Source organism: Candidatus Dadabacteria bacterium, from assembly GCA_009837205.1.
Lineage (GTDB): Bacteria > Desulfobacterota_D > UBA1144 > Nemesobacterales > Nemesobacteraceae > Nemesobacter.
This window is the reverse complement of sequence record VXTZ01000022.1, coordinates 60508-73605: the sequence shown is the minus strand read 5'-3', so window position 1 is coordinate 73605 and position 13098 is coordinate 60508. Positions and strand designations below refer to the sequence as shown.

Sequence of the window (13098 nt, the reverse complement as noted above, 5' to 3'; positions counted from 1 at the left end):
CTTGTCCGGGTTTGTAAAAAAACAGGTGAATTTGTAGAATCCTTACGTGGCGGAAAAAATCCCAAGAGCGCTTACCGTTGCCGGGTCCGATTCAGGAGGAGGGGCAGGGATCCAGGCTGACCTTAAAACTTTCACTGCTTTGGGAGTGTACGGACTTTCCGTGCTCACCTCCGTTACCGCCCAGAACACCCTGGAGGTAAGCGCGATCCATGATCTTCCCGAGCAGTTTGTGGGACTGCAGTTTGACGCCGTGATGAGCGATATAGGCTGCGACGCGGCGAAGCTCGGAATGCTTTCCAATGAAAAAATCATTGAGATCGTGGCGGAAAAAATAGACCTCTATGGAATTGAAAAGCTCGTTGTCGATCCCGTGATGAGTTCAAAAGGCGGAACCACTCTTTTAAAAGACTCAACGGAACTTCTAAAAAAAGAGATTATCCCAAGGGCGCTCATAGTGACTCCGAACATACCCGAGGCAGAAATACTGAGTTCTGTTAGCATAAGCGGCATAAGCGATATGAAGACCGCAGCCGAGAAGATCTACTCGTTTGGAGCGAAAGCGGTTCTTGTAAAAGGGGGCCATCTCGCAAAAGATCACCCGGCGGTAGATCTTTTTTTCGACGGAGAAACATTCAAAGAACTGGTTAGCGAGAGAATCGAGACGAAGAACACCCACGGAACCGGCTGCACCTTTTCGGCGGCCGTGTGCGCTTTTCTGGCGAAGGGAATGTCTCTTCCGGTTTCCCTTGAGAATTCAAAAGCCTTTGTGACGGAAGCGATAAGAAACTCTCTGGAGATAGGAAAGGGCCACGGGCCCCTTAATCACCTCGGAAAAACCTGAACCACAAGGCTAAACGATTTTGCCTGTTGCGCATCGTTACAGCTTTCCCGCCTTTTGCCACAGATTTTCTCCTCCCACTGATTGAAACCATTGGTAATTACATCTTTAAGTCCATGAATTCATAAGCTTCCTCATATAATGCAATCGCTTCCTCGTAGCGCAACGCATTGTCAGTGCAAATATCCTCACCGATACATGAAACTCCATTTAATTCAGGGACAATAACCCGCATTGGTTTGTAGAGCATCCAGACAGTTGCAGGAATGCATAACAGGCAGATTAACAAAAAATGTTTCAGCATATGAATCTCACTGGATGAACAATTTCAGCAGGGAAATCAAGTTTTTTTGACTATTGTATATAATTTCCCTATAGAAAGTGTCCATCCGGAGCACAGCACATTTGTCCAAGACGTGGGACGCTTCGAAGGGTATAATGTGGCGAGTTGTAACGCCGGACTTTTTGCGAGGATCAGAACACATGCCCCAAAACCGAACCGACCGAGCGCATTCCGAACCCAAGGCACGCCGGGTCAGGCTGGCAATTTCGGCGATGCTGTTCACAGTGCTGGTTATCGCGATTCTGACCTTAGCGGGCATTGGCGCACGTTACTGGACCCGCGGGGATTTCAACGTTATTCATGCCCTGTTGATTCTGTTCCTTTCGATTAATCTGGTGATCTGCTATTGGGAAGTGTGCCTGTTTCTCAGACGCGACTATATCGAGCAGCGCACCGAATATTGGCGCAAGCGCTGGCGGGAAACGAGCCGAAAACCATCCACCGAATTCCTTACCACAAAGATTCCGTTGACGAAGGTATTGTCGCCAACGGTATGGGCGGATGTCTGGGCGACGTATTCCCAGTTCGACGGTTCCTACGCAGACCGGCGTACATACGGTTACAGCGTGGATGTTGCCAACGGCTTCGTGACCCCGATCCCGACGTTGATTCTCTACGCTGCCTTCACCTTCGATATTTTGTCCGCCCCTGTTGCGGGCATCGTCGGAGTAATACTGTTCTGGCAGTTGACGTACATGACCTCAGTTTATTGGGTCAGCTTCTTCTCGGCCAATCGACAAACCCGAATCAGCCGAGGGGATATGTACATCTACATCTGGGGGATGAATTCTCCATGGGTGCTTTTCGCGCTACTGGGGCTCTACGTCTCCATTCGTCTGATCATAAACGGCGACTACAGCGTTTTGGGTTATTGATAACGTTTCCCAAGATTCGGCTCTGATCGGGCCGACTTCCCGCCGGGGCGCTGCAAGGACTTCTCCGGCAGACACTATCCAGATAAATCCGGTCCAATGTGGATTAACCCGCTGGAGTCGATTATACTAACAACTTTCCAACCAGCCATCTTTCGAAAAAAAGGAAACTGAACATGTCTAAAATCATGGATGGCAAAAAGGTCTCTCAAGACATTAAAGAATGGATCATCCAAAGGACCCAGGAACTTAAAGACCGCACGGGAGTAATGCCCGGTCTTGCTTCCATTCTGGTCGGCGACGATCCCGCGTCCGAAATATACGTGAGGAACAAGAGAAGGGCGTGCGGAAGATGTGGAATGCTTTCAGAAGAATACAATCTTCCGGAGGAAACCACTGAAGAGGAGCTTCTTTCGCTGATCGAGCGCCTCAACTCGGATGAAAAGATTCACGGCATACTGGTACAGCTTCCCCTTCCGATCCATATGAACCAAGCAAAAGTGATAAGAACGGTGTCTCCTGACAAAGATGTCGACGGATTTCATCCCGAGAACATCGGAAAACTGTTCCAGGAAAATCCTAGCGCTATCTCCTGCACCCCGTACGGAATAGAAAAAATTCTCGATTACTACGGCATAGAGATATTGGGCAAGCACGTAGTGGTCGTGGGAAAAAGCAACATAGTTGGAAAACCCGCGGCGGCCTTGATGCTCAACAGGGACGCCACCGTCACCATAGCCCATATCGAAACTCAAAACCTCTCGTCTATAACCACCATGGCGGACATACTGATAGTCGCAATAGGAGATCCGCAATTCATAAAAAAGGAGATGATAAAGGACGGAGCCGTTTTAATCGATGTCGGAATCAACAGGAACGAGAGCGGAAAGATCATCGGCGACATTGACTTTGAGGACGTAAAGGAAAAAGCCTCTTACATAACCCCCGTTCCCGGCGGGGTGGGTCCGATGACCATAACCATGCTTCTTTGGAACACGCTTGAGGCGGCGGAGATATTGGTGCTGGGCGAGTAGCCCCAAACCCGGGTCAGAGAAGCACCTCGGGGCCATCGGTTTTCGAAATCGCCTGCGAATCCCCGAGGCCGGAACATATATCCCTTACCGCCATGTTCTTTGCAGGATGCCAGGCGGCCGGGTCTATCTCGAGCATGGGCTCAAGGACAAATCTTCTTTCGTGGGCCCTCGGGTGAGGAATTACCAAGGAATCCGTGGTTATTACAAGGTCTCCGTAGAAGATTATGTCAAGATCTATCACCCTGGGTCCCCACCTCTTCGTTTTTTTCCTCCCGATCTCCCTTTCGATTGTCTTGAGGTAATCAAGAAGCTCAAAAGGAGAGAGTTCCGTTTCCGCCTTAACGACAGCGTTTGTGAACTTCGGCTGATCCTGCGGTCCCACGGGATCCGATTCGTAAAGGGAGGATACTGCCACCACGCGCGCGCGCTTTTCTATACTCCTCAGCGCGCGGGTGAAATTCTCGCGCACGGGGCCGAGGTTGGCTCCGACACCTATGAAAACGACACTCGGCGAAACTTCGGGTTCGCTCAATGGAATACTCCTCCCGGTTAATATATAATGAGAAAATATATGGCACTTTTAACCGAAAAAGAAATTTCTTCCGCGCTCGAGGGCCTTCAGGGCTGGCAGAAGAAGGGAGAAGAAATAGAAAAGACGTTTGTTCTCAGAAATTTCGTCGATTCCATGGGTTTTGTGAACAAGGTCGCGCTTCTCTCAGAAAGGGCAGACCACCACCCCGACATCCTCATACGGTGGAACAAGGTTTCCATCACCCTTTCAACCCATAGCGAAGGCGGAATCACGGAAAAGGACCTGAGTCTGGCGGGGGAAATAGAAAAGGCACTCTGACGCGAGCTCCTCGCACCGTCCGGGAAAGCTAGTCCGCATCTCTTATTTCGTAATCATCCTCTCCGAGGGTAATGGTATCTCCTTCAGGTCCGCCCACGCGGGGATCGGCTTTTCTGCCCCTACCCGGAAACAGCTTCCTCAAAAGCGAGGCCCCCGCTCCGAGCACTCCTAGCGCAACCAGTGCCAGAACGCCGAAAAACGCGAAAAGGCAAACGGCCACGATCACGAAAAGCGCGATGAAGGGCAGGGAGAAAAACGGAACTCTTCCCCTGCGAATGTAGATTTTTCCAGCCATTAAGACACCTTATCCAATATTATCATCGACCGCAGCACTTTTTGTATTTCTTGCCGCTGCCACAGGGGCACGGGTCGTTCCGACCGACTTTCTTCTGCGTTCTCCTGACCGGGGTCTTGGCCTTTTCTTCAGCCCCTTCTCCCCGCCCGAGCACCATTTTCTTCTCCTCAAGCTCCCTTCTTCTCTCAAGTTCCTCGATCTGCTCTTCGCTCGCGGGCTGTATCCTGAAAAGATTGGAGCAAACGTCCATCCTGAACTTGTCCATCATGAGGGCAAACATGTCGAAGCCCTCTTTTGTATATTCCCGGAGGGGGTCTTTCTGCGCGTATCCCCTGAGTCCCACCCCTTCTCTCAGGTGATCCATGTTAAGAAGATGGTCCTTCCATAGATAGTCTATGTGCTGAAGCATGACGTAGCGTTCGACCTGCGAGAGGTTTTCAGAACCTATCCTCTCCTCTTTTTCCCGGTATGCGGCGATCAGCTTTCCGGTGACTTCTTCCGTTATGACTTCGCCGTCCGCCTTGCCGGAGGCCTCTATCTCGATCTCCGTTCCGAAAATCCTCCCGATAACTTCGCAGAGTTCGGAGAAATCAGATTCCGGGCGGTCTTCCCGCCCTGCCAGGTAACTGCCCACGGATTCCCGAACGATATCTTCTGAAGACGTAAAAACTATCTCTCTCAGGCTCTCACCGCCCTCGAGAATCTCGCGGCGCTGCCTGTAGACGACGTCCCTTTGAGTGTTGAGAACATCATCGTATCTCAGGAGATGTTTGCGGATGTCAAAATTCCTTCCCTCGACCTTTTTCTGGGCGTTCTCAATCGACTTGCTTATCATCGAGTGCTCAATCGGCTCTCCTTCCTCCCACCCGAGCTTGTCCATGACACCCGTTATCCTCTCCGAGGCGAAAATGCGCATCAAGTCGTCTTCAAGGGAAACATAGAATCTTGAAGATCCGTCATCTCCCTGCCTTCCCGCTCTTCCCCTAAACTGGTTGTCTATCCTCCTCGCCTCGTGTCTTTCGACCGAAAGGATATGAAGCCCGCCGAGTTCCTTAACTTTCTCCTTTTCAGAATCGCAGATCGATTTCGCCTCGAAAAGCGCTTCCTCGTACTGCTTTGGATCTGCTTCCTCGGGCTGGACCCTGAACTCTTTCCTGAGAATATCCATTGCAAGGAACTCGGGGTTTCCGCCGAGCAGTATGTCAGTTCCCCTCCCCGCCATGTTGGTCGCTATGGTTATGGCTCCTATCCTGCCCGCCTGGGCGACAATCTCGGCCTCTTTCCCATGCTGCTTGGCGTTAAGCACGTTGTGGCTAAGACCCATCTTCTCAAGGTAGGCGCCCAGTTTTTCCGACTGCTCGATCGATGATGTGCCGACAAGCACCGGCCGGCCGGCGGAATTCATTTCCTTTATCTCAGCGCACGCGGCGTTGAACTTCTCGCGCTCGGTCCTGTAGACAACATCTTCGTAATCCTTCCTTATAAGCGGCTTGTGGGTCGGTATCACGGTGACGTCAAGATCGTATATGTGGCTGAACTCAAACGCTTCCGTGTCGGCGGTACCCGTCATGCCGGCAAGCTTTCTGTACATCCTGAAATAGTTCTGGATGGTTATGGTAGCCATCGTCTGGTTCTCGCTTTCGATTTCCACCCCTTCCTTGGCCTCAACCGCCTGGTGAAGCCCGTCGCTCCATCTGCGCCCCGGCATGAGCCTTCCCGTGAACTCGTCGACTATCACCACCTTCCCGTCCTGCATCATGTAGTCGACGTCGAGGTTGAAAAGGGCATTGGCGCGAAGCGACTGGTTAACATGGTGGAGAACCTTGAGATTGACGGGGTCGTAGAGATTCGGGACGTCAAGCGCCCTCTCCACCTTGGAAACCCCCTCCTCGGTAAGATCCACCTGCCTTGTTTTCTCGTCCACCGTGAAATCGGTCTTCCCGGAGAGCGTCTTCACCACCTTGTCCACCTTGTAGTAAAGATCGGTCGAGTCTTCCGAAGGCCCCGAGATTATAAGCGGGGTTCTAGCCTCGTCTATGAGAATGCTGTCGACTTCGTCCACTATGGCGAAATTGTGGCCGCGCTGAACGTAGCTCTCAAGGGAAAACTTCATGTTGTCGCGCAAGTAGTCGAAACCGAACTCGTTGTTGGTGCCGTAGGTAATATCCGCCTGATAGGAATCCTGCCTAGTTGAAGGCTCAAGGCAGGTCTTGAAGGAATTTATGATGTCGAGGTTTTTTTCGGGAAGAACGTCGTTTGCCAGATACTCGTTTGGCCACGCGGTCAGGTTTTTCTCTATCGACTCTTCGGCCCGCTTGGGGTCCTCCCAGGCAAGCACGTAGGAGGCGTCGTGATTTATAACTCCCACCTTCATGTCCAGGACCATAAAAATCGGCGACATCCAGGTGGCATCCCTGGCGGCCAGGTAATCGTTCACGGTGATAAGGTGGGAACCGAGCCCGGTGAGGGCGTTTAGGTAAAGGGGCAGGACGGCGACCAGTGTCTTTCCTTCCCCGGTTCTCATCTCGGCTATCCTGCCTCTGTGAAGAACCATCCCCCCTATCATCTGAACGTCGAAATGCCTCATGGCTATCGTTCTTCTCGACGCTTCCCTCACAGCGGCGAACGCCTCCGGCAGGATATCCTCAAGAACCCTTTCCATCTCGGCAAAATATTTCTCGTCGGACGGGTTTCCGTTTGTGCCGACACGGGAGTGTATCAGTTCCCGGAGTTGCGAGGTCTTTGCGCGAAGTTCCGCTGTGGGAACCTTAACCAGCGTTTCTTCAAGGGTGTTTATTCTCTCTGCCAGAACGCCGAGCCTCTTTACCTCTCTTTCGTTCTGCGAGCCGACTATCTTTTTCAGGACGTAAGAAATCATGCGCCGAAGCGGTCTCCTTTAGCTAGCGGTTCCCGGAACGTCCGGGAACAACCCTCCTAAAACAGTCTAATAATCCGTGGGAAATAGACAAGGAATTTCTGGATTCAGGCGTCAAGCTTCACGCTTACGACCCTCGAAGCGGCGGTACCGTCCGCGGTTATTCCTATAAGCGCGTCAGCCTCGTGCATGGTTTTTCTGTTGTGCGTGATGACGGCCACCTGGGAATGGGCCGCTATCTCGCTCAGGATCTTGTTGAATCTTACCGTGTTCACTTCGTCAAGCGCGGCATCTATTTCATCTAGGAACACAAAGGGAACGGGCTTTACCAGGCATGCGGAGATTATGACCGCTATGGCCGAAAGCGCCTTTTCCCCTCCCGAGAGCAGGTTTATCGGCTGGAAGCGCTTTCCTCCGGGCCTGATCATGACCTCCACTCCGGTTTCAAGCAGGTTCCTGGGGTCTGTAAGCTCAAGGCGAGCCTCTCCGTTTTCGAAAAGCTTGCAGAAGGTTTCACTGAATTTCCCGTTTACGGTCTCAAACGCCTCCCGGAACCTTGAAACTGACTCCCTGTCAAGCTTCCTTATAGCGCCTTCGAGGTAATCAAGCGCCCGGGCGAGGTCATCGGTCTGGCGCTGGAGAAACCCGTTTCTCTCTTCAAGCTGCTCGTATTCCTCGGGCGCAAGCAGGTTCACGGGACCGAAATTCTCTACGCGCCGCCGAAGCGTCTTAAGTTCCCTCTCCGCATCGGGTATCGAAACATGGGAGAGATTCGGGCTTTGCGAGGCATCGGGCGTAGCATCGCCGAATGTCTCCGCGTACCGTTCGCTCAGATACTCAAACTCATCCTCCGCACGCTCAAGCTGCGCCTGGGCCGAGGCAAGCCGCTCTCTTCGCGAGGAAAGTTCTTGTGATGCGGCCTCGAATTCCTCTTCGCTTCTGCGGAGATCCTCTGCGTAGTGCGACACCCTTTCCCTAAGTTCCCCGAAGGACTCTTCTCTTAAGCCTAGGTCGCTGCAGATCTTCTCAAACTCCTCTTCCGCCTGGCGTCTCGACAGGGCAAGCGCTTCGCTCTCCTGTTTTTTAAGTTCCCCATCCTTTGTTCTAAGGGAAAGCTTCTCGTTTATAACCGCCTTTATTCTCTCGGCTTCCGATATCTCGTGCTCAAGGGCCTTTTCCCTTTCAAGAACCCCGGCGTTCTCTATCCTGAGCTTCGTCACTTTCTCCTGAAGAGCTTTTTCCTCCTCGGCAAACCCGAGAGCCCGTTTTTCGATTTCCCCGTATTTTGATTCAAGGGCGCTTCTTTGACCGTCAAGCTGCTCTATAAGCGACTCCATCTCCTCGACGGTGCGGTTTTTGCTCCCCAGCTTGCGCTCGAGCTCGTTGCGCTGCACCTCAAGGTTCCCGATTCTCGCCCCCAGCTCTTCTATCCTGGTCTCTGCGTTCGAGCGGTCCTTTGCGTTCTCAACCGAGCTTATCTCGCAGCGCCGAAGAAGTTCCTCTACCTGCCCCCGGCGGCTCTCAAGCGCATCCATCTCCTCTCTAAGCGTCCTGCAGACAGACTCCAGTTTCTCTATGTCGGCCAAAAGGGTCTGTGTCTGCCCCTCAAGCTCCTCGATTTCCCTTTTTCTCTCAAACACCCCTGCCAGGGATTTTCCGCCCGTCACGGCCCCGTGGGAATCGACGTAGTCCCCTTCGAGGGTGGCGAAGCACGCGCCGTTTCCCGTCCGGTCCTTAAGACTGATGGCTTCCCGCAGATCGGAAGTGATGTAAACTTCCTGCAGCATCGAGTCAACAAGGCTCTTCTCTATCACTTTCACGTCAAGGAGGCTGTTAAGGGAGGTCGCATCCGGCTTGCCGCTTCCGTTGACACTCCCGTTTCCATTGCCCGAGCCGTTTGCCGCGAACCGGTCGGTTGCCGGTATGAAGGTTCCCCTTCCCGCATCAAACTCCCTTAGAAGCTCGACCGCGGCGACCGCCTCCGTGCTCCCTTCGACCACTATCCAGTTGAGTTTTTCCCCGAAGGCCGCCTCGACCGCTCTTTCGTAGTTTCTCGGGACGGAGACGAAATCGGAAACAACCCCCAGCACTCCTCTTTGCTTGCGCTCGAGCACGAACTTGCGCGTGGCGTCAGGAAGCCATTCGTAGTTGCTCTGTATTTTGTTAAGGGCCTCCACCCTAGAGACGCAGTCTTTTTTCCTGCCTTCAAGACCCCTCAGTTCGCCGAGTTTCTTCTCATGCTCAACCCTGAGGTCGTAAAGACGCGAATCGATTTCTTCTTTTTCCTTGACGGCCGAGGTGAATTCGTCTTTTATTTCCCCTTCCCGGCGGCGAAGCGAAGCAAGTCTTTTCTCGCACTCGAGCTTTTCAAGTCCCAAGGCGGAAGCCTCCCCCTCAAGTGCCTCTTTTTTCTCCTCAAGCTCCTCAAGCTCCTTTGAGAAAGCGCCTATCGTGCTTCCAAGCGAGCTTCTTCTGGTCATCACGTCAGAGACCAGGTCTGCAGTTTCTTCAAGTTCCTTTTTGTCCTGCTCCCATTCGCTTTTTAAGGTCACGAGGTTCTGTTCCTCGCGCAAAATTTCCTCGGAAGCAGAAAGACGCGTGTTCTTAAGCTCCTCTGACTGGAGCCCGGCGCGGCTGCTTCTCTCCTCCATCTCCGAAACTTCGCGCCCGAGGCTCTCTATCTCGGCTTCAATGTTCCCTACGTAGCTTGAAATCCCGGTGATCTCCCGTTCGATCGAGGCCCTGCGGTACTCGTTTTCCCTTTTCTGTGCCCGAAGCTCGTAGATCTCCTTCTCAAGGGAACCCAGATCCTGGCCTGAAACGGAGTTTTTCTCCTTCGCCTCTTGAAGCAGTCCGCGCTTTTGCTCAAGCTCGGTATCTGCCGAGACAACGAACTGCTCCGCCCCGAGCTTTTTTTCAAGAAGCGCTTCTTTGCGCTGCCGCGAGCCTGAGAGCTTGGCCGAGAGAACATCAAATTCAAGCGAGCGGGCCCGCCCGGTAAGCTCCTCGTATTCTCTGGCGCGCTTTGCCTGAAGCGCCACGGCCTCAATACGGTCCGAGACCTCGCGCTTCATATCAAGGACGCGGGAGAGGTTCTCCCTGGTCGACTCTATCCTGCTTCTGGTTTCCTTTCTTCTGAGTTTGTACTTCTCGATCCCCGCTACTTCCTCTATGAACTTTCTTTTCTCATCGGGCTTCGACAGTATGAAGGATTCAACCTGGCCCTGTTCGACAATCGAATAGGCCCTCGCACCCACTCCGGTGTCAAGAAGCATCTCGGTTATGTCCTTGAGACGGCATTTGACCCCGTTTATGCTGTATTCGCTCTCTCCCGAGCGGTAAAGTTTCCTCCGGATTCTGACTTCCTCGAAACCGAAACCCTCGACCTCCTCGAGAACCAGAGACACGTCGGCCATGCCCAGGGGCTTGAGCTCGGCGCTCCCGTTGGAGATAACGTCTTCCATGCCCCCCGCGCGCAGCTGTCTCGGGTTATGTTCGCCGATTACCCACCTGATGGCATCGAGAATATTGGATTTTCCGCAGCCGTTGGGACCGACTATCGCGGTTATCCCCTCGGAGAAATCTATTCTCGTCTTCAGGTAAAAAGATTTAAAACCTGCTATTTCAAGTGCTTTAATTCTCATGGGAGAATCGCGGCCCGGCATCGCTGCGTTCACGCGCGCCGCCGCCCGTTTTACGCAAACCCCTCGCCGTAACCGGGAAAGTTAAAGCTCCCGCATGCGTATTATAGAAGCCCTGACAGGGCCAGAATCTTGAAGAAAGCTGCCGGGATGATGCTTTCGGCAGTACGTGAAAAAGATTCCTTATCGATCAAGGCCTTCCGGTCAGTTTGAATTATACCACAATATCTAGAGGATTTACAACTTCCCGGTGGGAACAGTTAATTGCTGTGTACTAGGTTAAAAACAAAGGAACGCAGTATGTTGATTCATAAACAGATAGCAGGAAAGGTAGTTGCTGCTGATTATGCCCTAAAATAATTCGGAGGAAAACAGAGTCTTCTGGCAGATACTACCTATTCGGCTTTATATTACGTAACCGAGCACGTAGCTTTTTACCTTCTTTAGGATGGTAAGCGCTTATATAACTTACCAATCCAGACAAATGCTCCCAGCATTCACGATAATCAGCATCTGAACGATTATTTATTGGCAGTTCCTCCAGTTTGAATACGCCTACTCGCACTCCCCTGCGTTTGCTCTTTAAGACCGTCGGATTTTTCCTGTTTACCACCAAGCCCGTAATATCCATTCGCTGACTCTGACTGACTATTTCATGCTTGCTGCGCTTTGGTGCGAACCCTTTGGAAAAAAGCATTTCGTAAACTTTTGATATTATGTAGTTCTTTTGGTGGTTGTTTATATAATGCCCGCTTGATACGGTAATGTCGTCCATATAACGGCTGTAGGAATAACCCCGTTGCTCAAGTAAAGACACCAAATCCGGTTCTTTGTCCCAAAATACTAAGTTCGCCAAGTATGAACTGGTTTTCCAGCCTTGGGGGAGTTGGTTCTGGTAGATGGTCAGACGGGTCAGGATATCGGCTATTTCGGGATGAAATCGGAAGCAGTATTGCCAAATTCCTTTAACAATTCTTTTGCTTGTACAGGGGAAAAAATCCTTTATATCCTCAGTGATAATCAACTTCTTTCTGGAATGAATAATGGCGTTAGCACGACAGCCTCGAGACCGTTTTTTGTCTGCTATTCCACCCTGTAAATAGTATGGGTAATCGACTTTTTTAAGTATTCGGTTGTTAATTCTCCCATGTATGATTTTCAGCCGTTGCTCCGCGTCATGGGTTTGCCGTGGTTCCCCGTTTCTTTTTTTAAGCTCCTTCCCCGGCCTGTGAAACCGATCCACATTTGCGGCAATATACAGCAAATCGGATTCCTTGATCGAAAGTAATGAAGCCAGAGAGGAAACCTTAGCGATAGGGGAAATGTTTATAACGGGATGTCTATCTCTGGGCATGTAATTTCATTAAACCTATTATGTGTCTTGACAGGTCTTCAATATGCTTTGCTGTTAACTCGGGGACTTCTTCTTTTTCCGCAGCCAAGAAAATAAGAACGCTTAGAGGTATTTCCAGAGTTCGCGCTATTGACTCTATAGCTGAAATACTGGGCTGACGCTCGTTTTTTTCCAGAAGGCAAAGATGAGAAACAGACAGACCGGCTGCATCGGCCAGCTGAGACTGAGTCATCTTACGCAAACTCCGACACTGTTTTATAGTTGCACCAAGATTCATGATCAGGCTGTAAAAAATAAAAAGGATTGTTGCGTTAATCATCAGACAGGAAACTTATCAAAGCCTCAATGCTTAGTAGCATCTTCAAAAACTTGCCAAGACCATTCAAGATCTTGTTCGCGTCTTCAGGCTCTTTGCCTTCTATCATGGACCGGAGTTGGCCTATAACCTCATCCAGTCGGATATTAACGCTGGAATCCGCTGTGTTACGGATAGACGCCTTTAGCTCTATGAGAGTATTCAGCATCTTCTTTAACAACTGCTTATCTAAAAGCATTTTACTCACCTCCTTGGGCAAAATTTTTCGGGCATTCTCGCCCAGTCGCCATGCGATTGGACCGAAAAAAAACACAGCGAATTCCGCAATCCTCTTATTTCAGTCGCATACTATCATGCGAACTATACTTCCACAGGTCTCAAGGGCTCACACGCCTAAACGCCGGTATAACACGATCCGGGAGAGAACCTATCTTCTACAAGTTTCAAAGATGAAGATCCCTCTACCCTCGCCATCTGCTTCTGTTAAGATGCGTACGCATCGACCAAGCTAAAAGCTTGGTCTTCGACGAGTCCAATCCTGAAGGTGTTGTCAAAGAACGTCTGAACTATTAGTTCAGTTAAGATTAAATGCTATACGATATTTGCTAAAAGTCAATTTTTTTTCTCAGAGAAAATAAAAAAATCTTATGGAAGGAGGCGGTGACCGCAAAAAAATGATT

The 13098-nt window shown here is 51.1% G+C and carries 11 protein-coding genes; 4 read left to right on the top strand and 7 right to left on the bottom strand.

Going from position 1 to position 13098, the window contains the following annotated elements; translation table 11 throughout:
• Window positions 1-58: 58 nt before the first annotated feature.
• The 3 genes from thiD to folD all read left to right on the top strand — a co-directional run bounded on the left by thiD (window position 59) and on the right by folD (window position 3087).
• Window positions 59-841, top strand: coding sequence for a bifunctional hydroxymethylpyrimidine kinase/phosphomethylpyrimidine kinase (gene thiD, locus F4Z13_04775; GenBank protein ID MXZ48551.1), 783 nt, complete (start codon window positions 59-61; stop codon window positions 839-841).
• A gap of 480 nt (window positions 842-1321) precedes the next feature.
• Window positions 1322-2056 carry a hypothetical protein gene (locus tag F4Z13_04770; GenBank protein ID MXZ48550.1) on the top strand — a complete coding sequence of 245 codons (735 nt, stop codon included), beginning with the start codon at window positions 1322-1324 and terminating at the stop codon, window positions 2054-2056.
• A 173-nt stretch (window positions 2057-2229) separates the two neighbouring features.
• A complete protein-coding gene (gene folD / locus F4Z13_04765; protein MXZ48549.1) occupies window positions 2230-3087 on the top strand; it encodes a bifunctional methylenetetrahydrofolate dehydrogenase/methenyltetrahydrofolate cyclohydrolase FolD in 858 nt (285 codons plus the stop codon).
• 13 nt (window positions 3088-3100) lie between these two features.
• Here the strand turns inward: folD and folK are convergent, their stop codons facing one another.
• Window positions 3101-3619, bottom strand: a complete 519-nt coding sequence (gene folK, locus F4Z13_04760; GenBank protein MXZ48548.1) for a 2-amino-4-hydroxy-6-hydroxymethyldihydropteridine diphosphokinase — start codon at window positions 3617-3619, stop codon at window positions 3101-3103.
• A 39-nt stretch (window positions 3620-3658) separates the two neighbouring features.
• On the opposite strand from folK, the gene F4Z13_04755 reads away from it, so the two are divergent.
• Window positions 3659-3937, top strand: coding sequence for a 4a-hydroxytetrahydrobiopterin dehydratase (locus tag F4Z13_04755; GenBank protein ID MXZ48547.1), 279 nt, complete (start codon window positions 3659-3661; stop codon window positions 3935-3937).
• Between the two features lie 28 nt (window positions 3938-3965).
• On the opposite strand, the gene F4Z13_04750 is transcribed toward F4Z13_04755, so the two are convergent.
• From F4Z13_04750 to F4Z13_04725, 6 genes are all read right to left on the bottom strand, one after another.
• Window positions 3966-4232, bottom strand: coding sequence for a hypothetical protein (locus tag F4Z13_04750; GenBank protein MXZ48546.1), 267 nt, complete (start codon window positions 4230-4232; stop codon window positions 3966-3968).
• Between the two features lie 22 nt (window positions 4233-4254).
• On the bottom strand, window positions 4255-7110 hold the full coding sequence (gene secA / locus F4Z13_04745; GenBank protein ID MXZ48545.1) for a preprotein translocase subunit SecA: 2856 nt from the start codon (window positions 7108-7110) through the stop codon (window positions 4255-4257).
• Between the two features lie 104 nt (window positions 7111-7214).
• Entirely contained in the window at window positions 7215-10784 is a 3570-nt protein-coding gene (smc, locus tag F4Z13_04740) for a chromosome segregation protein SMC (GenBank protein ID MXZ48544.1), read from the bottom strand.
• A gap of 355 nt (window positions 10785-11139) precedes the next feature.
• The gene (locus tag F4Z13_04735; protein MXZ48543.1) at window positions 11140-12102 is read right to left on the bottom strand and encodes an RNA-directed DNA polymerase; all 963 of its coding nucleotides are present in this window, start codon (window positions 12100-12102) and stop codon (window positions 11140-11142) included.
• Window positions 12089-12421 carry a helix-turn-helix transcriptional regulator gene (locus F4Z13_04730; protein MXZ48542.1) on the bottom strand — a complete coding sequence of 111 codons (333 nt, stop codon included), beginning with the start codon at window positions 12419-12421 and terminating at the stop codon, window positions 12089-12091. Before F4Z13_04730 ends, F4Z13_04735 begins: the two co-directional genes overlap by 14 nt.
• Window positions 12414-12656, bottom strand: coding sequence for a hypothetical protein (locus F4Z13_04725; GenBank protein MXZ48541.1), 243 nt, complete (start codon window positions 12654-12656; stop codon window positions 12414-12416). Before F4Z13_04725 ends, F4Z13_04730 begins: the two co-directional genes overlap by 8 nt.
• Between the last annotated feature and the right edge of the window lie 442 nt (window positions 12657-13098).